Source organism: Anabaena sp. PCC 7938 (genome assembly GCF_049315035.1).
Taxonomy (GTDB): Bacteria; Cyanobacteriota; Cyanobacteriia; order Cyanobacteriales; family Nostocaceae; genus Anabaena; species Anabaena cylindrica.
The window spans coordinates 1,976,084-1,997,531 of the sequence record NZ_CP186034.1 but is presented as its reverse complement, the minus strand read 5'-3'; the positions used below and the strand labels follow the sequence as shown (position 1 = coordinate 1,997,531).

Annotated in this window: 11 protein-coding genes; all 11 read right to left on the bottom strand. The window is 36.0% G+C overall.

What is annotated here, in order from left to right; translation table 11 throughout:
* Positions 1 to 69 precede the first annotated feature (69 nt).
* Positions 70 to 1,218: a beta-ketoacyl-ACP synthase III gene (locus ACOWPH_RS09280; RefSeq protein WP_015215107.1), complete on the bottom strand. Its 1,149-nt coding sequence runs from the start codon at positions 1,216 to 1,218 to the stop codon at positions 70 to 72.
* A 314-nt stretch (positions 1,219 to 1,532) separates the two neighbouring features.
* Positions 1,533 to 2,474 carry a hypothetical protein gene (locus ACOWPH_RS09275; RefSeq protein WP_015215106.1) on the bottom strand — a complete coding sequence of 314 codons (942 nt, stop codon included), beginning with the start codon at positions 2,472 to 2,474 and terminating at the stop codon, positions 1,533 to 1,535.
* Between the two features lie 505 nt (positions 2,475 to 2,979).
* Positions 2,980 to 3,816: a class I SAM-dependent methyltransferase gene (locus ACOWPH_RS09270; protein WP_015215104.1), complete on the bottom strand. Its 837-nt coding sequence runs from the start codon at positions 3,814 to 3,816 to the stop codon at positions 2,980 to 2,982.
* A 122-nt stretch (positions 3,817 to 3,938) separates the two neighbouring features.
* Positions 3,939 to 5,807, bottom strand: coding sequence for a hypothetical protein (locus ACOWPH_RS09265; protein ID WP_015215103.1), 1,869 nt, complete (start codon positions 5,805 to 5,807; stop codon positions 3,939 to 3,941).
* A gap of 128 nt (positions 5,808 to 5,935) precedes the next feature.
* Positions 5,936 to 6,241, bottom strand: a complete 306-nt coding sequence (locus ACOWPH_RS09260) for a phosphopantetheine-binding protein (RefSeq protein ID WP_015215102.1) — start codon at positions 6,239 to 6,241, stop codon at positions 5,936 to 5,938.
* Positions 6,242 to 6,277: 36 nt separating this feature from the next.
* Positions 6,278 to 6,565, bottom strand: coding sequence for a 2Fe-2S iron-sulfur cluster-binding protein (locus ACOWPH_RS09255; RefSeq protein ID WP_015215101.1), 288 nt, complete (start codon positions 6,563 to 6,565; stop codon positions 6,278 to 6,280).
* A gap of 68 nt (positions 6,566 to 6,633) precedes the next feature.
* Entirely contained in the window at positions 6,634 to 7,932 is a 1,299-nt protein-coding gene (locus tag ACOWPH_RS09250; protein WP_015215100.1) for a hypothetical protein, read from the bottom strand.
* A gap of 126 nt (positions 7,933 to 8,058) precedes the next feature.
* Positions 8,059 to 9,396 (bottom strand): phthiocerol/phthiodiolone dimycocerosyl transferase family protein, encoded by a 1,338-nt coding sequence (locus tag ACOWPH_RS09245; RefSeq protein WP_015215099.1) that lies wholly within the window; start codon positions 9,394 to 9,396, stop codon positions 8,059 to 8,061.
* A gap of 2 nt (positions 9,397 to 9,398) precedes the next feature.
* On the bottom strand, positions 9,399 to 11,033 hold the full coding sequence (locus ACOWPH_RS09240; RefSeq protein WP_199327361.1) for a PfaD family polyunsaturated fatty acid/polyketide biosynthesis protein: 1,635 nt from the start codon (positions 11,031 to 11,033) through the stop codon (positions 9,399 to 9,401).
* Between the two features lie 173 nt (positions 11,034 to 11,206).
* Complete coding sequence (locus tag ACOWPH_RS09235) at positions 11,207 to 13,960, bottom strand: PfaB family protein (RefSeq protein WP_096713138.1); 2,754 nt, start codon at positions 13,958 to 13,960, stop codon at positions 11,207 to 11,209.
* A 267-nt stretch (positions 13,961 to 14,227) separates the two neighbouring features.
* Entirely contained in the window at positions 14,228 to 21,178 is a 6,951-nt protein-coding gene (locus ACOWPH_RS09230) for a type I polyketide synthase (protein ID WP_015215096.1), read from the bottom strand.
* Positions 21,179 to 21,448 lie beyond the last annotated feature (270 nt).

The window sequence follows — 21,448 nt, the reverse complement described above, 5'->3', positions numbered from 1 at the left end:
GGTTGTCATTTTTCAAGCTCACTCGATTGTGATTGTCAATTTAGTAAAATAATAGCGGTGGAGGAAAAATCAAACTGCTGTCATGTGCATATAAGCGTATGAAAACCTAGCACTTTCGGGAACTAAGCAAAAGATTTTATCGCCGCGTTCAATTTTTCCTGAGTACATCAATTCCTCTAGCATCACGAAGATAGAAGCCGAACCTGTATTTCCTTTTGTGGTTAGATTAGTAAACCATTTATCATAAGTAATATGCACTCCAATTTCTGCCATTTTTGCATAAAGTTCTTCTTTAAAATATTCCGATGAGTAGTGAGGCAGAAACCAATTTATTTCTTCTGTTTTTAGGTTGTATTTATCCCTAATCTGTGCTAATCCTTTTTGACCATAGTTAATGATATTTTCCCCTAAAAGTTTGGCATCTTGCTTGATGGCTAAATAATTCTGTTTCCATACTTCCTCTGGCTGGTCTACATCCCTCCAGCCTTGTACAGAACCATCTGCTCTTTTCACACATCCTCCATACATACAAGTTTCTAGAGAATTTGCAAAAGAGATATAATCAATCCAGTCAATCCGCAGAGAAATACGATCTTGACTCGGTGTATCTGCGATTAAAACGGCTGTGGCTGCATCAGAAAGCATCCACCTTAAAAAATCTTTTTCAAAACCTATAACTGGTTTGTTTTCTAACTCTTGAATTTTTGACTCTATTTCTGATTGAAAGTATGCTGCTCTTAAGGCATTAGATACGACTTCGGAGCCAGTTGTGACAGCATTTTTAGTTAAACCAGATAACACATTCATATATCCATACTTTAATGCAGTTACTCCTGAGCAACAGACACCACTGGTAGATACTACTTCACAGGGAGGAGATTTAAGTTCTCCATGCACCATCAGAGCATGATTAGGAATAAGTTGATCTGGCCCCGATGTGCCACAAACTAAACACTCAATTTCTTCAAGGGGAAAATTAGAATTTCTGCAAAGGGCGCGCACTGCCTCGGCAGTTAATTGTGCATTAGTGTGAGTTTGTTTGCCAGTTTTTGGATCTATGGCATAGTGTCGAGATTTTATACCGTTGTTTGTGAGGATGCGATTTTTACAGCGAGAGGGTTTGTTATTGATCAATCCCAGAACATTTTCAATTTCTTCATTACTGACGGGTTTATTAGGTAGAAAAACTCCTAAGCCTGTAATGTATGCTGAAGGCATAATTTTCTCCAAATAAGTTGATTGAATATCAAATGATCAAAGGTAAATTTTGGTAGGTAGGGGATGCTGAATAAATGTAAAACCTAGATAAATCAAGGGATACAGGGAGATAAGATACAATAAAGTGCAAGGAAAAAAGGGTGATGGCATCAAAAACTGACCACTTTTCCAGGCTCGATATTATTCTTACTTTCTTCCAACTCCTCCTGATAGCGTAGCGTGGCGTTAGCCATACTTCTGAACTCCTGAACTTCTGAACTCCTAGCCCTCACAGATAACTTTTTCAGCAAGCCCTAGGTAATTATTATTTGTTTCTAAACCACAGCCGAAGATGGGGATTTTAGAAGTTGAACATAAGACTTTATTTGTTTGTTGATCAGTGGAGCAAATAAAAATTGAATGATGGTGGAAACTAGAAGGACGATGGGAATAGCGAAGATAAGTTGAATGGCAAAGATGTAAATGATTGGTCGTCTGCGCCAACTTCCTTGTTTGCCAAATAGACGAATGATTTTAGCCCAGGGACGATAAGCTATCCGGCCGATTAGTTCGGGAATGATATAACGTGGATTGACCTCAACGGCATCTAGACCTTTGAGTAGGGGTTTTTGAGAGCCGCCGTAGGTATCGCTACAGCCATCGCTCAAGGCGGGGAGATTGTTGGCTATTTGCTGGCCGAATCGTGATAAGTCATCAATTGTGCGATCGCGTACTCCTCCTGGAGGTAATACCCCCCAAAGCCCATTTGTTTTCCCGGTCAATAGTAATCTGGGTGTACTAATAAATGTGGCTAAAGGTTTACCCTGGTGAGTAACAACCACATTATCAACATGAATACCCCCCACATCAGCAATCATTTTCTTCATGGTTTCTGAGGCTGAGTGCCACATATTTCTAGACACCACTAAAGTAATAACTTTCGTGTTCTGCAAAACTTGGGCGTATTTAGATTTAAAAAATCCCTGAATGGGTAAAGATGGCGATAAAAACCAAACTTGATAGGCAAGAATCACTAAATCAAATTTATCATCTTCACTAAAATTCGGTGGATATATTTCCGGTGCTTCGTTATTAATACATTCTGGAAAAACATCAAAAAATTTATATAAACTCCAAGGATAAGGATAATCAATCTTTGGTTTAATACACTCTCTATGAATTTCAAATTCTGAAATATTAAGACATTTAGTAAAAGAATTTACTGCCCGATCTACATCTCCCGAATGTGAATAATACACTATCAGTAAACGTTTCATAACTGTTAATATTATTAACTAAAAAAACAAATTAGCGTTTCCCACTAAGCGTGATATACAAAATTACCCCTCTCCAACCATCCCCTTGGTAAGGGGATGGTGCGCGATAGCGCGGGTGGGGTGTATTTCATGAGCTTGAGAATTGCCATAGTTGTTTAACAAATTTCTGATAATCAGCTAAATTAATCTGCATTGAGTTTATTTCCTGTAGCGATTTCTGTTGTACTTGTAAATAATCATGGTGAACTTTAGTCATCATTGAAGTGTTTTCACTGTGCATTTGATAAAGAAGATTACTTAAATTGGATTGTTTATTTTGAACCTGGGTAAGTTTTTCCATTAATTAAATCCCCATTCCGATTACTTTAATTCAGAAGTCATACAAATGTCATATTAGTAGGGTGTGACAGACTCGATTATTCAGCAACAATCAACAGATTTTCAACTTTAATGCACCCTATAAAAAATATTGAGTGTGTCATTTTTATAAGTCCTATTATTTAGATTATTTTTTCAAAACATAGCAAAGATATTCTTGGTCTCCTTTCATAAATGCTTCATACATTGGAGTTCCTTGGCACCCAGCAAACCAGTTTGCTACTATGTGTAAATATTTAGGAAGATACTGGTTAATTATTGCCAACTTGCGTTCATTTTCCAAATCCATAGCTTTAATGACATTGGCAGTAATATTTTTTAGTTTTAAAATCTTAAAACCAGATTCTTTTAAAAGTTGTGTGGTCTTATCAATTTCATCTTTTGGTCTAAAATCAGCAAATAAAAAGTAACCATTTGTACGAATTACTCTAAAAGCTTCAGCAAAAAAGCGTTTTCTCGAACCGTAACAATGTGATGATTCCACATTAATAAGAACATCAAAAGAATAGTCATTAAATTGCAAAAATTCGGCATCTCCTAATTGAAAGTTTAGTTGAGGAATAGAATGTTTGTTTTGACAAAATGTAATATTACTTTCTGAAAAATCAACTCCCGTCATTGTTTTTGGATGTAAATAACGCATCATATATGAAGATCCTCCTCCACGCCCACATCCTACTTCAAGAACATCTAAGCCTGCTAAGGAGATAGCATTTGCTACATGATGATAGAGTTGAATACAATAACGTTCCTCTTCTTCATATCCACTCAATTCTAACTGTTTAGCATTCTCTTCTAAATCAGCATAACCATAGTTAATAAAAGTAATGTTTATCTTGCTAAAATTAGATGCAAAAAGGTTATACCACACCTTCCAAAACAATCTTCTTAAAGGATAGTAATTGGGGCGAGCTATGAAATTATTTAAAATATGTTCTGGTGTGTAAATGAAATTATGAAACATTTGCTTAACTCCAATGGGTGAGGGATAAAAAATTATCGGCTAACAACTAAATGTTTGCAAAAGTATAGAATGTTGAAAAAATCTTGTTTTGAAAAATAAACAAAGATGAAATTATGAAGTTATCAATCGCCTAGATTTGCTTTGAGAGAAGCAAAATGTTTGCCACCTAATTCTATTTTTTCTGCTAAACAACCATTTTTAAGTCTATCAATTAGATATTCCATATCGCGTGCAATGAAATTTGTCCCATGATCTGGCTCTATTAAACTAATTAAGTTGATATTTTGTTTGGCCTGATTAGCTAAATTAGAAAGACCTAAAAAATTCAGCACTCCTGATTCATATGTTCCACAGGGTACAGAAGGATGATTAACTCCCACACAGTATTCATCCTTTTGAAACCAATCAAATGCAGGATAGCCATGAAAATGAACGATTGGCGCACCATTTTGAATTAATTCTGGTGTATATAAAGCAGCAGCCATACTAATTGCCAACATGACATAGATATCATAAGAAGGTTTAATATCTAATTTTTGAGATTGATTGCCTAAAGGTAATTGCAATTGTAAATTATCTTTTAAACCGATACGGATAATATCTTGCTCAATCTTTAGGTCTGTTTTATTTGAACCTGAACGAGAGCTTACCAACCAGATGTCAGGAATTTGCTTAAATACATATTCTCCAGCAATAATGATTTTAATATAACGTCTACCTGCTTGATTTTTACGAATTTCATTACTACTAAATCCGGGGACAGGCAATAAATTTTCCCATTCGTTAGTATTAATTTCTGGTTTTCCCACATAACAGGGAGGTTCGGCATAAGCTACAAAACCATAGGAAACTCCTGTTCTGCCATTGACAATCACATTAACAATATCTCTGTGGGATTTTCTCTTAATAACTTCAGCCAGCTTAAAACCTGCTGGAAATAGTCCAGTTGAGGCTAATTCTTGACCTAATTTCACTAATTTATGAGCATAATTAGATACACAAGGATTATATTTTTCTATTTCAAATCTACTCATTAATAGTGGAGCAATGGGTACAAATATTTTAGGAATCAGTGATTTAGAAACGAAATTATTTATTTCATGCTTAGGAAAAATGGAATCAGAAAGATTCATATTGAGAATAGAAATATACTCAGTAGATACGCCAATTACAATTTCAGAAAAAGTTTTAATGAGTGTATTAATACCAATGCTAATTTTTTCTTGATACTGGGTTGATGGATTGATAAATTTACGATCTATTTCGTTAAGAATGATTACTTGAGTATTTGCTGGATCTTCAACATATTTAGCTGCATGATCTTCAGCCCAAGTACTTAATTTAGCAATTTGGATAACGGACATTCTTTGCTGATTTACTAGCCAAGGATAAGATAAAACATAAAAACTTTCAGCTATAAATATTCCTAATTTTCTCAACCAAGAATTAGGTCTTGTCACATCTATTACAGCGTTAATTTCAGATCTTACTCCCCTAATTTTTAAAGATTTATTCCAGTTTAATAGTGGAATTTTAATTTTATATAAAAAATCTGTTGTAGCTTCCTGCCAAGGAATAACAGCAACGCCAAATTGTTTTAGTTTAATTGCTAATTCCTGACGGAATTTAATAATAGTGTGATGATGATAACCATGAGGTAAAGGTCTAAATGTGACACTGAGATTTTGAGCCATCAATTTTGGATCAATGATTGGTGGCTGATATTCCATAGGCGATTCACCAGAAAAACCACCAATTAATCTGCCGATTGTTTGCAGGCTAATTCCCTGAATTAGAGGTTCAGATGAAGATTTAGTAGTGATATTCATTTCTTGTAACAATGCTAAAATATCTCCTTTATGTGTGGCTATTTCTGCTTGTATTTCTGGTGTAATTACTTCCTTAGGAGAACGAATATTTAATTTGTTATTTTCCACCCAAAATTGTACACCTTGTTGAGTAAGTTTAGCTAAAAGTTCGGATGCATTCATGACTAAATCTCCCAAGTTTGAACAAGCTATAAATCCTAAAGAAAAAGAAGACACTCCGCTGAACCATGTTGTCTCTATTCTGGCGAAGTGTCAGTCTTAGAGGAGGAAAAACTTAAAAACTTTATTGCTTACATTTGTAAGATTTCTGATTGGGAATTTTCCAATTCTTCAGCTAATCTCTGAGAAAGTTCCTCAATTGTAGGATAATTCCAAAGATGTATAAGAGGCAATTTTAAACCCAAATATTTCTCTGCTTTACTAGCAAGCAGCATGGCTTGTGCTGAATCTAATCCATAGCTATCTAAAGGTTCACGGATATCTATTTCCTCTGGATTAACTCCCATCATATAGGCAACATTAGAAACAAACCATGCTTCAATATCCGCTACTGAATAAGGCTTTTTAGGTTGAGAATTGCTTATATTTTGACTCATCGTTCTTTTGATAATGGAGTAAGTGAATTTTAGTAATCAACTAGCTACTCGAATGCAAATATCATCTTTAACTACACATTGACAAGCTACCCGAATCAGTGGATTTTTTGGAGCTAAAATATCTAGTAAAATTTGCTCTTTTTCCATTATAGGAGAGAGATTTTCTATCCCACTCACAACTTCAATTAGGCAGGTTCCACAGACACCACTACGACAACCAAACAGAATTGAGTTGGGATACTGATCACATATCTGAGTTAAGCATTGGTTGGCGACAGTTTTAATGGTTTTTTGATCATCTTCAAAATGAATAGAAACTATCATTTCTATCTCCATTATTCATATTTCACAAAGCCTAAATTATGCAGGTTAATTAATAGAGATGTTAATTGTTATGCTACTTCTATGAATCTTTTAAGTTCTTCTGTTTCTAAACAGTCTTGATAACGTTGATAGTGATTACCCAGTTTATTTTTATTTAAATCAAGTTCTAGTTGTTGAATAAGACGATGAATTTGCTGAGACTTGTAACGCCAAGTTTTTTGTTCTATAGTTCCAATAACTTTTCGCCAATATTGGCTAATATTTTGCCAGGAGTGAATGAGTTCATTGATATTTACTTGCTTATCAGATAATTCGGGATGATGTAGAGTCATGCGTAGTGCATTTAGCCCAATTCTGACATCAGTAAATACGAATCCTTGTTGACTTTTATCTAACTTTTCCAAATAAGTTGCAAAGGCAGCTTGAATGTAGTCTTCTACAACTTTCTGTAAACAATATCGGATAAAAAATTGAGCTTCAGGAGGTGCTTTTCTATAGAGTTCCATTCCTAAGTCAAAAGATGTTGTATAGTGACGTGCTTCATCTGTTAAGTGTGCTTGATTCATTTCCATAGCCAAAGGCTCGTATTCAAAACTTTCGGGACTATCAAATAAATAAGCTTCAGCTTGTTTTAATTCCACATTAGCAACATATCTATATAAAAGCCATAAACTTCCCAGTCCATTTTCTTGAACTTTATCAGCAGGTAGCATTCTGACAGCATCTCCAACTATGAACTGTAAAGTTCGATATATTGAATTACTATCTTGATTTTGTAATTTCTCTACTATTTTTTTTAAGTGGTTTTTACCTTTTAATAGTAAAGATAAAGTTTCAGAACGATCATTATCAAAGCTAAAACAAGTATTTAAACTTTGCCAATCTGATTGAGGAATAGCTCTAAAATTGCCAAAAAAGAAGCCAGGTTCATCAAATAAATCAGGACATCCTGTTTCTCGGCAAACCATGCTATGTAAGGTTCTAAAAGACCATATATGATCTAACTCTTCACTGGTTTCTTGATGAAGAATCATATACTCATCTGAATAGGGAACAAAAATTTTTTCAGCGACACTCACATTTGATATTAGCGTTTGGGATTCACTATTGGCAACAAATTTATAGAAATTAGCTAAGAATGCAGCAGACAAAATTGATTTCTGATGAGCATTGAAGGAAAGTAAATATTCACATCCTTGTGTTGGTAAGGTAATAATTTCTGGATGAGAATATAGTTTTTCTCCTTTAATTCCCTGCTTATTCATGGCTATAGCGAGGAATTTTAATTCTAAAGGCTGAGTATGTGCCTGTTCAAAAAGCTTATTTTGAATCAGAGTAATTCGGTCACTAATTTGGACAGTATTCATCTGCATATCCTTATTTATGAGTGAAGTCTATGTATATCTAAACCCTGAAGACGTACTAAAAATATTTCATGAGCAATGCTGATCAAACTTGAAACTACGCTATTGTATAGAACTGATTTTTGTTTTTCAATTCGCTAGAAAAAATGTGCTGCCATTATTTGAATTACAAATATCATAAATACAAGACATGACATTTTCTATTAAATAATCTATTGATTTTCTACTAATTGAAGGCTGAGAAAATCCAAAATTTAACAGCATTTTTTCTTGAAAACTAGCGGCATGAATTACAAACATACCTGCATATAAAGCATGAGAACCAGCAAAACTAATCTCTTCTAGTTCTAATTCACCATAAATGTTGGGAATATTTATCTTACCAACATTAGAAACTGAAACTGTAGCGGCTACCTGTTTGGGAAAGAAAAAACAAAAGTTTATGAGTTGCTTGGCAATTAATGGCATATAGAAAATATCACCACGCTTGATACTAGTTTCTAAGTTAGATTTTACTGTCCGCGCTAATTCCCAGAAATATGTATGCTGTTTTATGGTGTAAAATTGCATCATAGAGGTAGCCAGAACGCCTAGATCTGCTTCACTAATTGGAGGTTGTAAAAGCCTACGTAAATCAAGATATGATAAGCAATTTACGTTCACACTTTTTTGATTAGGTTTGATAATCTTTCTGGCTACTGTGAACATGAGTATGGCGCATAAAGCACTATATACTGTGACATTTTCTTGGCGACATTTATTAACAAATTTTCGGGTTAAATCCGGCTCAATTTGTTTATGGATAATTTGAGAAGTTCGTTGGGGAATAGATACATATTTTTCAAATCCTAATGTTTTTGGTTGGTATAAAAGTTTTTGAATACCAAGCTTTAACGACAATAAATTACTGTATATACACCCTCTATAATCTTGTGTATATTTGGTGATTATGCTTTCAATAGGTGGTAATGGCTCCAATTTAATAATTGGTTGAATTGTGTCGCCAGAGGCGAGTCTTTGATAATAATTTAAGATTTGTGAGTGAAGTTGAATGCTTGATAATCCGTCTGCAATTGCATGGTGCAATGTTGTAATAAGATAACTGATTTTTTTCTCCCCCAGGATAGGAGCTAATACAACTCGCATGAGGCATTTGCTACTGTCAATTACCTGATTCATCTCTTCATTAACAACTTCTTGCCATTGTTCCTCATTTAAAGGATTAAGAACTCGCAAATCAATTTTTTGTGTACCCGCAGTCTTAAAGTAAAGACAATTTTCAAAATCTATAATTCGGGAATTTAAACGAGGATGACGATATTGGAGAATGTCTAGAGATTGTCTGAGAAATGCTTCTTGGAGATTACCTTTGATACGACTAATAGTAACTAAATTCCATGTTTTAGCTCGTTTGTTAAGGATTTCCATCGTTTCTTCCAGACTTCCCAATTTTCTGCTGTCTGGCATATTTATAACCCTTCTGGACGATACTGACTGTATTCATCTGGAATTAGCAGTCCTTGAATTTTTAAATTTTGAATGCGATATAAAAATGTTGCTCCTTTCATAATATGATCAGCAAGTTCTACGACTTTGCGATTTTTTGGTTCAGATAGATAGGAGCCTCGAACCCAATCATTAAAGCTACCCATTGCTGGACCACACCAAATTTGATAATCAATTTCTCGACCTTTTTCACCAGTGTTAGACCAACGAGAAGATAGTCCTAAATACCAGCGGAAAATCAGTGCCATTTTTAGTTTAGGATTATTTGCTGCTTTGGTTAATTTATCAGGGTTACGTTGGGATAAATAAGTGACGGTTTCTTGCCAAACTTCTTGTACAGTTTTTTTCAAAATCTGCTTTTCTAATTTTTCTTTTTCTGCTGGAGGAATTTCTTCAATTGAATTATAGTTTTTGTAGAATTCTAAAAGTTTTTGAGCGCGGAGGGGAAAGAGGGTTCCTCGTTTGAGAACTTGCAGTTTTACTCCCATTTCAAACATATCAGCAGCGGGGGCCATCATGACATCAGTCATTTCTGCTTGTGCTAGTAATGCTTTGGTATATTGAGAAGTTTCTGCTTCAATACAGGATTGATTAATGGAGCCTGTGACTACATAAGCAGCACCCATCATAAAGGCAGCTAAGGCTGATTGCGGTGTGGAAATTCCACCGGCTACGCCGATTCTGACGGGGTTTTTATATTTATATTTATTTTGAATTTCATCTCGCAATTCTAAGATGGAAGGTAATAAACAAATGAGAGGACGATTATCTGTGTGACCGCCAGAATCTGCTTCTACGGTGATATCATCAGCCATGGGAATTTTAGAGGCAAGATTGGCTTGTAATTCGCTAATAAGACCTTGTTGAACTAATTGGTTGATAATTTTTGTGGGAGCAGGTTGAAGAAATTTGCTCGCTACTTCTCGCCGGGAAACTTTGGCAATGACTTTATTTTTGATTTCAATTTGATTAGCTGAATTTAAACTTAGTCCAGCAACTCGATAGTAAACAATGTTGTCGGTTAAATCTAAAAATGCAGAGGCTTCAATGATTCTGATTTGGTATTTGAGATATAAATCAATGCTACGCCGTTCAATTGCTGGTTCGCTGGGACTATGGAGTAAGTTAAAAGCGAAAGGTTTTTGATCTAAGGCTGGCTGAATGCGATTAATTGCCGCTTCGACACGGGAAGGAGATAAACCTCCTGCACCAAATGAACTGAGGATATTTTGTTTTCCTAGAGAAATTACCATTTCTTCAGAAGCAATTCCCTGCGCCATTGCACCTGTAGCATAGGCATATTTTACACCGTAAAAGTCTAGAAAAGTTGGATCACCTAATTGTTGAATTGTTAAGGGAGGAACAGCCATGAGCATTTCTATTTGGGCTGTTTTACCATTATTGGCATGAGATAAATTACCTTCGTTGGTAATGCCAATTTGTCCTTCATATCTAACTATATAACAAGGTTTATTTAAATTCTTCAGTTTAATTTTAATTTCTTCGGCATTAAATGAAACAGTATTTAAATTACCTTGCCAAATTTGAGGATTATTGATGAATAAGTGGGATAATCTGAGATGATTATATTGATTCAGGTTTTTTTCTGTATTAAACACGTTAATAAACCTCTAGTTTTAGGAAGTTCCGCGTAATCTAAGAGACAATTTTAGATTTTGGATTGACCCCACGTATAAATCCGGGGAGCTTTTCACATCAAGGAATCATTCAGCAAGATACTAATATCTTGATTTAGTTTTGTGAGATTCATTTATTTTGGTTCTTGCTCAAGTATTTTTTTGTAAAATTCAATTTGCTGTTGAATTAAGGAGTTTATTTGCTGTAGTGATTCCTGGCGTGATTTGATTAAAAAGGTATGATTTTTAGTCATGAGTGCATTATTAGTACTCAATTTCCTGTAGTGCCAATTAGATGGTTTGCCAGAAATGGATTTGAAGGTTTTTTCTGGTTTTTTAATAGTAGAATTTTCTAGGTTAATTAAAGGTTGATTTGGTTCTGAAGAAAGAGAATACAAGGGTGATAAATCTAATTCGACACGATGGCTGAGAAGTTTACCTAATGCTCTGATAATTGAAGTATGATCATCTAAACCTTTACGATTAATAGATACGGCTATATGTTCTCTTTCTTGGAGATTTGAGCTAATCCATCTTGAACAACTGCTACCAACACCTACTTCAATAAATATTCTGATATTGTCGTTGTAAACCCGGTTAATGAGGCGAGGAAAATCAAGTTGCTGACATAGACATTTAGCAATGTTGTGTCCTATAGTATGGCTATTGAGTTTGATTGGTTCATATTCTGCGGAGGAATAAAAAATAGATTCTGATACGTTTCCGAGAGGTAAGGTGTTAATTTTTACTAGTTCATTGTACTCGGAGTGCATTGGCTCACAATGAATTACATGATTGATGGAAGTTGGAAAAGCATCACAATTTAGTTGTTGAATTATTCTTTGACAGGCTTTTGTTTCACCAGCAATAACAATTTCTTCTGGTGCATTAATTAAAGGTATGTAGACACGAGGTTCGTTTTTTATTGCTTCCTGAACACGGGATAATGGACACATCAGGATGTAGTTGCTCCAAAAATCTGGGTTTTGATCTTCTCCTGGTATTTTCCAATGTTGACGAACTGCATTTTTGGGGCCGGATAATTGAGTTTTAAAGAGGGGCGATGAATTCAAATAATCACTTGTTTCTTTAAAGCTTGTCCAAATACCTTGGGCTAACATCATGCTGGTTTCACCAAGGCTATAACCAAAGACACATTGTGATTGTATTTGGAAATAATTTCTGAGTATTGCAGTCATGAGTCCAGCAAAGCCAACTTCAGATTCCAGCATTGCTACTGGGTCATTGATTAATTGCTGTTCTAAGGCTTCTATTTCTCTTTTTGATAATTTTTTTAAGCTGCGGGGATAGAGAATTTTTTCAATGTTGGCGGTGCGATTATAAACGCTATTGATGATAGGATCATCATAAATTTTGGGAAACAGACGTAAGAGATTTCGCCCTACTCCGATGTAAGAAGTGAAGGAACCGGGGTAAACAAAAGCGACTTTACCTTTTTTGCCCTGTGGTTTGGCAGTAAAATAGCTACCAAGGGGGGTTTGCCAGTCTTTTCCGGTATCAAAGGCAAGATTAACACCGGGGATGGCACGGTCTAATTCTCGTGTGAGTTCTTCTTGATTTCGTGCCAGAATTGCGATCGCATAATTTGCATAATTTGACTGTTGATGTTTTTGAAATTCTCTAAAGGTTTGGCTGGCCAGTTGAGAGAGAACAGGGGTATCTTTGAGGGTTTGCTTAAGTGCGGTAATTTGGTTTAATAGGGAGGTGCGATTTTCTGCTGCGATCGCATATAAATAATAAGGAATCTGCTCTAAATATCTGCTCTTGCGTTCTATCTGGCTGACTTCCTCTGATAAAATCAAGTGTGCATAACTGCCATTTGCCTCCATACTGTTAACAGCAGCTATTCTTTTAGTCGTACCTGGTTCTATAAACCAAGGTTTAGATTCTGTAGCCACATAAAAGGGACTTCCACTCCACATATCCGGTTGTTTGGGACATGACCAATTGGGAACTGCGGGAATGTAGCGGTGATATAAACACAATGCTGTTTTAATTAAACTGATAATTCCCGATGCACTGTGAGTATGACCAATATTAGCTTTGATGCTACCCACTGCACAACTTAAGTTTGATTCCCCAGTTGTATAAGCTGTAACTAAACCTTGAATTTCTGCTTCATCTTGTTGGGTATTTCCACCAGCATAAACTTCCAAATAGCCAATATCTTGAGCTTGAATATCTGCAATCTGAAAAGCAGTCTGGCAAGCTTCTGTAACTGCTTGCGGTTGATGTGGGGAATTCTGCACCACACTCAAAGCATCAATTACTGCATATATACAATTATTATTTTCTTTGGCTGTTTGATGAAGTTGCAATACTACAGCGGCTGCACCCTCTCCTACTAAAGTAGCATCGGCATTTTGATCGTAACTGAGAGTTTGCAAACCTATAATCTGATTTTTCTCTTCAGCAAAATCCATTGCTGCAACTAATACAGCATCTACTTGTTTATTTATTAATAGTTTTTGTGCTAAATTCAAGGCTGAAAAGCCTGAGTTTTCTTCAGCAAATGCAGGACTAGTTGCATCCCACAGCCGAGAAATATAACTTGCTAGTTTGTTTTGGTAGTGACTTTGAGATTCAGTCACCATCACAACTGCAATTTTCGTCTCTGGATTTAATTGAGCATTTTTAAGCGCATTATTAGCTACCTGCAACATTAATTGTTGTTGGGAGGAAAGTTGATTAATTTCTGCTAATGGAATTGTTAATGATGGGGTATCGCTATAATTTAGGGGTGTAAAATGTTGTTTGCCTTGGTAAATACTGCTTTCAAAAGCATCTAATCCTTGGCAATTACTAATGAAGCAGTCCATTCCTATAATTGCAATTTTAGGAATTTTATTTTTCGGAAATTCTTTCATGCTTATTCTCCAATTTTGAATTAAAAGAATATGGATTAAATGAACCGCGAAGGCGCAAAGAGCGCGAAGAAAAAAGGAAGAAGATAGGTGTTATAGCCTTTCCCACTCTAGTTAGATACAAAATTACCCCTCCCCAACCCTCCCCTTGGTAAGCGGATGTATTTTGTGAGCTTGGGAATTGCCATATATAGCAGTTGTCAGTTGAATAATATCTAAATGTAAGTTACAAATGACCGCTGCTATATTGGGAAGGAGGTCTTGATATGTCTATCCTATTTGCTTGGGTAAAATAGTTCCTTTTGCACCAATCATCTGGTTATAAATTTGTCCTTCTTTGTTATGGGTAATGATGTTAGCCACTACATTTGATTCTGTCTTGGATTGGATTTCACAGGTAACATAAAATGTTTCACCAAAAGGTATTTGTACAAATTGTTCAAAGTTTTGAATTTCTGAGGGTAAGCACCCTATTTGATGAAAATGCTGTGTCCAAATCCAGAGTGAATGTATCTGTACATCTGCAATATATGGATTGAATGTTTGGACTGGAAATTGTCCCTGTTGTTGTGCTGTGGGTTGTGGTAAATTACATTTGATGGTGAGTTTACCAGGGCTGGCGTTTAATACAGATTTTACGCCTTGAAAGATAGTTCCATGAAATAAGCTAGATGTGCCGTTTTGATAAAGTAATTGATTGGTAGAGAGAAATTGCTCATCTTGGTTTAAGTTTAGCAATTCATAGTTAGGAGTAATGGGAATCTCGCGCTTCAAAATCAGATTAGTACTGAAGTGATACCTGATTTTACCTTCTGGAGTGATACTGCTAATTTTAGCAGAAATTTCTATCTCTTTATTTTCTATCTTAGCAACTTCTTGCAGTTCTAGAGTATATTCATCGACGAAATTTTCATCAAAAACAATTCCCTTTAAAACTTTGAAATTAAGGCAACTAAAAGCCTTGAAACCTGGATAAATTTGTTCGCAGGTGTTAGCCATCCATAGTAGTCCACAAGTGGCAGGAAGAACTGGACGACCTAGAATTACATGATCCTGCAAAAATGGATTAGCGGCTAAGGTTAATTGGCGATGAATGCGATAGGTTTTTAATTCGCTGGATAAGGAAGATGGGATATAAACTAGGGGGCTACCAATTACCAATTGTACTGTTTCTGGACTTGCATTTGTTAGTTCATCTACTAACATCTGTGTGCCGATTTCTACAGGTATGGTTTCAATTCCCCGTTCTGTAAAGACTTGCTTTAATTCTGGTGATACCATGCCGCTATCCCAAGGACCCCAGTTAATCGCGGCTACATGGCAGTCAGGATGGTTGCGTTTGACGAGATGGGCTGATTTGTTGAGGATCTCGTTAGCGATCGCATAATCCGATTGTCCTACATTACCATAAAAACCAACTACCGAGGAAAACAAAACTAAATATTGCAGTTGTTTTGGTGGTACACAACGAAGTAAGTTTTCTAAACCCTTGACTTTGGAAGAGTAAACTGTTTCAAAATCATGAATTGATTTTTTTTCAATGCGCTTATCAGCTAAATTTCCAGCACCATGAATAATTCCAGTTATCTCCCCTACACATTCAACTATGGATGCTAGTTTCTGTTCTAACAAGATGCCGTCAGTAACATCTACACTCAAATATACTGCTTCCCCTCCTGCTTTCTCAATTGCTTTCAATGTATTTTGAATTTCTCGTTGTGAGGAAATTGCTTGATATTTTTTTTGCACCATTCTTGGTGTTGGCTTTTCTCCCCTGGCTTGAAAATCCTCCATAATTTGCTGTTTTAATTGGGCTTCATTCTCATAGCCCTCTGCCCAAACTGGTTCTGCTTCTGTACTCGAACGACCTAAAAGAATGAATTTACATTGATATTGTTGGGCTAGTTTAATGACACATTGGGCAGTTATACCTTTTGCACCACCACTAACTAGAAATACTTGATCTTTGGTAATTGGTAATGGGGAATTGCTAATGCTTAATGAAGCGGGTTCTGCAATTAAGGTTACTCTACCTTTGTGGCTATATCCTACCTCTGTAACTAAAAGATTAGGATCTTGAAGTTCGGCAAGAATATATTTGACAGAAGTGTCTACATCTAAATCAGGACTCAAATCAAGAGAACGACAAAATACAGCTTCCCATTCTTGATTTAAACTCTTAGTTAGTCCAAATATTCCTGCACCAATTACACCAAAATTAATTGTGTGTCCCAGTCCAAACTCACCATCTAAACGGGCAACATTGATAAAACAACTGCGTCCTTTTGTAGCTGCATTAGTTAGTGATTCTTTGAGATATTTAGCAACCAGAAATACATGACGTAAGACAGTATGTTCTGTTTCTAAATAACGCACACTATGACTTGCTTGATCATGAGTTGCAGAATGTAAGTGAATAAATGTACCAACAGCACCATAATCACAAGAGATATCTTCTAACTGTTGTTTTAAACCTTCTTCACTCCAATCATTTAAAACTACATGATTAATTCCTTCTACTAAAGTTGACTGGACAGAAGGGAAACTTAAAACTACAGTTTTCCAACCTTTTTCCATTAAGGCGGTTGCTAATTTTCCTGTAGTGGAAGAACCATTATCAGTAATTAAAGCAATATGATTTTCAGGAATATTGAACTCTAAAACATCAGGTTGGGGAAGTTGCTGTAATTTCACAGGACTGCGAAGAATTTTATGATTCAATTCCGTTACTTTCAGATCCTGCTTTTTTTCAGTTAGTAACTTAGTTATACCTTTAGCCAGATCTTGCATATATTCAGCAATTTGACCTAAGGTACGTAATTGACCCAACTCTTCTGGATTCGGTCTGGGTAAGTTCGGGTAAAGTTCTAACAACCCTCCTAAAATTTCTACCCGTTTGATAGAATCAATTCCTAAATCCGCCTCAATATCCATTGACAGTTCTAACATCTCTGTTGGATAACCTGTTTTGTCACTAACAATGGTGAGAAGAATATTACTCAAATCTGTGGGTATGATAATTTGTTTATCTATATCGTTTGCAGCAATTTCTTCTAATTTATCTTCACTTGTAGAAAGAAGTTGGATGGGAGTTAGAGAAACTTCTAATTCAGGAAAATTAGTTTGGGCTTCTGGGATTTGTGGCTGATTTTCTTCAGTATCGTGAGGAACTTTTACTAATGTTTGTGCTGGAACAATAGTAGCTTCAGAAACCTCTACTTTTTGATTAAGTAAATCTGGAATTAGAGTTTTTATGTACTCTGCAATTTGTCCCAAGGTACGCAATTGACCTAATTCTTCTGGGTTCGGTTTGGGTAAGTCGGGGTAAAGTTCTAACAACCCTCCTAAAATTTCTACCCGTTTGATAGAATCAATTCCTAAATCCGCCTCAATATCCATTGACAAATCTAACATCTCTGTTGGATAACCTGTTTTATCACTAACAATGGTGAGAAGAGTTTGTCCGAGTGTGGAAATATTAATATCAATTGGATTTGTCGGTACTACTGTGATAGTGTTTGAACTTTCCTGTAACCCTTCTTGCAGGGCAGAAGAATTATTCACCCCATTCTTGTTAATCAAATTTTTTTCATTTTCTTCTCCTTCTCGCACTTCTTTAGGGAGATATCGAGAAGGATTTTGGGGTTGAGGTCTATCATTAGGAACTAGCAAAAAATTATAATGTTGTTGCAGCAATTGGAAGTAATTATGAGTATATTCCTGCTGATAGCTGAGATATTGTTTATGAATGTGGATAGTGTCAGTTTGATGATCATGAAGCCGCATTATGCTACGTTCAGAACTAGAAATTGCTAGTTGTTGTGTTTGTGCTTGATATTCACTAACTTGATTATTCGCTAATAAGGAATGCTGCTGTTGCATTAACTGGTAAAAGGTTTTTGTATACTCTGTTTGATTATGTAAAGATTGTTCATGAGCCTGTGTAATATCACGTTGATTGCGAGTAAACTCTGCTAATGACTGTTCTAAGCCATCAATAACTTTTTCATAATTTGCAATGGGAATTTCCACTTTATCTAATTTGCTATTATCTTCATTATGTGTGGATTTACCATTACCGTTAATTAATTCATTATGGGCAGGAAGAAGAGATTCTATCTCTACTATTTGGTAATGTTCGTTACTTACTTCTGTGAAGGAAGATACCGTACTAGTTTGATTTTTATTCATTAATTCTGCATGAGGAGATACCGTACTAATTTGATATCCATCTTCCATAGCTTGTGCAAATGCTTGTTTTGCTTTGTCAGTGATATTGGTACTGTTTAACCGCACGTTTAAAACCTTCTTTTGATCAACTTGAGTAATTTTTGTTTCAATTTGGTAGGGGTCGAGTTTTTGTAGAGGTAAACCAACAACCCGCAATTGTATTATTGCTTCTCGTAAAACTAAGTCGCTATTCTTAGCATGATTCCCATTTAAAGCTACGGCTATATGTGGTTTATCATTCAGAATATCTTTGACTAAGTTGGTCAGAACATTTTTGGGGCCAAACTCAATAAAGCAATAGCCTCCATCTGCATATATATTTTCAATTTCCTGTTGAAATAGAACTTGATTTAGCAGATGTTTCTTGAGAATTTTTTGAATGCTTGAGGAATCACTAGGGTAACGTTCACCTGTAACATTGGTATAAATCGGAATTTTAGCATCGTTGAAATTTACTTTCTCAATTGCTTGCAAAAAAGGTTCCTGAGCATGGGCTACTAATGGTGTATGAAAAGCTGCGGAAACTCCTAATAAAAATGTCAAAAATCCCTTTTCTTTTAAAACATTCTGCACTTGGGCAAGTTCTACTTTTTTGCCAGCTAATACCACTTGATTTGGAGAATTCCAATTAGCAATAGCAACTTGGGGGAAATTTTTAATTAGTTCCTGCAACTGACCAACATCACCTTTAACTGCTAACATTCCCCCTGGATCAGATTCTGGGGATGTAGCCATTGCTTTCCCTCTGGCCGTCACTAGGAAGAAATAATCTTCTTCACTCAACACTCCCCCAGCCCACAAAGCTGTTAATTCTCCAAAACTATGACCGGCCACAAAATCAGCTTTAAACCCGGCTTGTTTTAATATGTTGTATAAAGCTGCGCTGAAAGCACCAATTGCAGGTTGTGCATATTCGGTTTTTTGTAGTATTTCTAGCTGATGTTTCTTTTGTTCTGCATCGAAAACTGGGTGTGGAAAAACTACTTCAGATAGAGGGTTTAGCCCATCTTTACATAACAATTTATCCATGTGAGCATAGGTTTGACGTAGGTTAGGAAAGTTAACTGCTACTTCCTTGCCCATGTCTAAATATTGGGAACCTTGTCCAGAAAATAAGGCAACTATCTTACCTTTAGTTTCTATGCCCGTTTGGCGATAGTAAATTCCTTTGGGATGTTCCCATGATTCGGCTTTGGGCTGTTTTTTTAACTGGTCAATACTAAGTTGTAAAAATTCTTCTGCTTGTGTACAATTATTTACTAAAAAGCCAATTCTGTTATAGTTGATGGGGATTTCTAAGGTTTCAGATTCTGTGATTATTTGTTGGTAACGTAGTTGTTTTTGATCTGATTTTAGTTGTTGATAAATTTCTTGACAACGAGACAATAATTCTGGAGTTGTGGGTGCGGATAATAGGATTGATTTGGGAGTATTGTGTAGCCGATAAGATTGATCATGTTCGTTTTCATATTCTTCTAAAACAACGTGATAATTTGTGCCTCCAAAACCAAATGCACTCACCCCAGCCCGTCTAGGTTGGCTACTAATCCAAGGACGAGTTTCTGTATTTAAATAAAATGGGGAATTCTCAATATTTAGTTTTGGGTGTGGTTTAGTAACGTTAATTGTGGGTGGTAGTACTTTGTGATGTAATGCCAAAGCTGTTTTAATGAGACTTGCTGCACCGGCTGCGGCTTTGGTATGTCCAATTTGTGATTTAACAGTTCCTAAAGCTATATGTTGGGTTTTGGAATTGTTTTCACCAAAAAACTGTTTGATAGATGTAAATTCTGTAGGATCTCCTACCATTGTTCCCGTTCCATGTGCTTCAATTAAACTCACACTAGCGGGGGAAATTCCTGCTTCTTGGTAAGCACGTTGCAAGGCTTTGATTTGTCCTTCGGAACGTGGTGCATAGATACTTTTATACTTACCATCGCTAGAAGAACCAATTCCTTTAATAACTGCATAGATGCGATCGCTATCTCGGACTGCATCTTCTAACCGCTTAAGTACTAACATTCCTACCCCTTCACCCAACATCATGCCATCAGATTCAGCATCGAAGGGTTTGACTTTCTCTCCAGGGGAAATAGCTGGAGTTTTACTAAAACACATATAGGCGAAAATCGAGTTATCGGTGTCAACTCCGCCAGTCAGCATCATGTCGGCGCGATGTTCAACTAATTCGCTAATCGCCATTCTCAACGCACCTAAGGAACTGGCACAAGCTGCATCAACTACGCAGTTCATCCCTCCCAAGTCGAGACGGTTGGCGATACGCCCAGAAATGACGTTAGCTAACATTCCGGGGAAGGCGTTTTCTTCCCATTGCACATATGCACTTTTGATTTTTTGAATGATTTTTTCGGTGTCTTGGTCTGATAAACCGCTGTTTTTCAGGACTTTTTCCCAAATTGGGTATTGCAACCTTGCACCTAAAGGTACTGCTAACTGCCGACCAATGGCTACTCCTAATACTACCCCAGTGCGATCGTAGATCTCACTGTTAATCTGGCTAGATTCACCATATCCAGCATCTTTCATCGCCGCTTTTGCAACTACCAAACCGAGTAATTGGGAAATATCTGTCACCTCTAGGATATTGGGAGGTAAGCCAAATTCCATCGGATTAAAATCAATGTCTGGAAGAAATCCTCCCCGTTTGGAGTAAGTTTTATCAACTGCATGAGGATTAGGATCATAGTAATCTTCTATACTCCAACGTGATGTAGGAACATCCGTAATACAATCAATTTTCTGAATAATTGTTTCCCAATATTCCTGTAAGTTTTTTGATTGGGGAAATATAGAAGCCATCCCAATAATTGCCACATTAGTTTGCTGCAATTGTGTATTAATTTTACTAAGTAAATTTGTGTTTTCTGACATATTAATTTTCCTCTTGATAAGCTTGAGCAAAGCCTTTTCACAATTGCTGATTTCATCTTGCAATTGTGACAATACAGCTTCAATTTTGGAAGCAGCCATAACTATATATTCACTATTTTGCTCGTGAAATTTAGAGGTGCTAAGAAAGCTGTAGTGTGAATCTAGATCATTAAAATTAAATAACTAGAGACAACAAACTTCCCTTTGCTAAAAATTATTGATTGCTAGTCTAAATTTGGTAAAATGCATGACTTTGCGGCTCAATCTGGGATAGTTTTATCCAGAAAACTTCATTTTTTCCCCTGTACTTTCATTAAATTGCCGCTTGGGTTTATCTTAAACTGGTGACAAATCTTTTGCAACTCATAT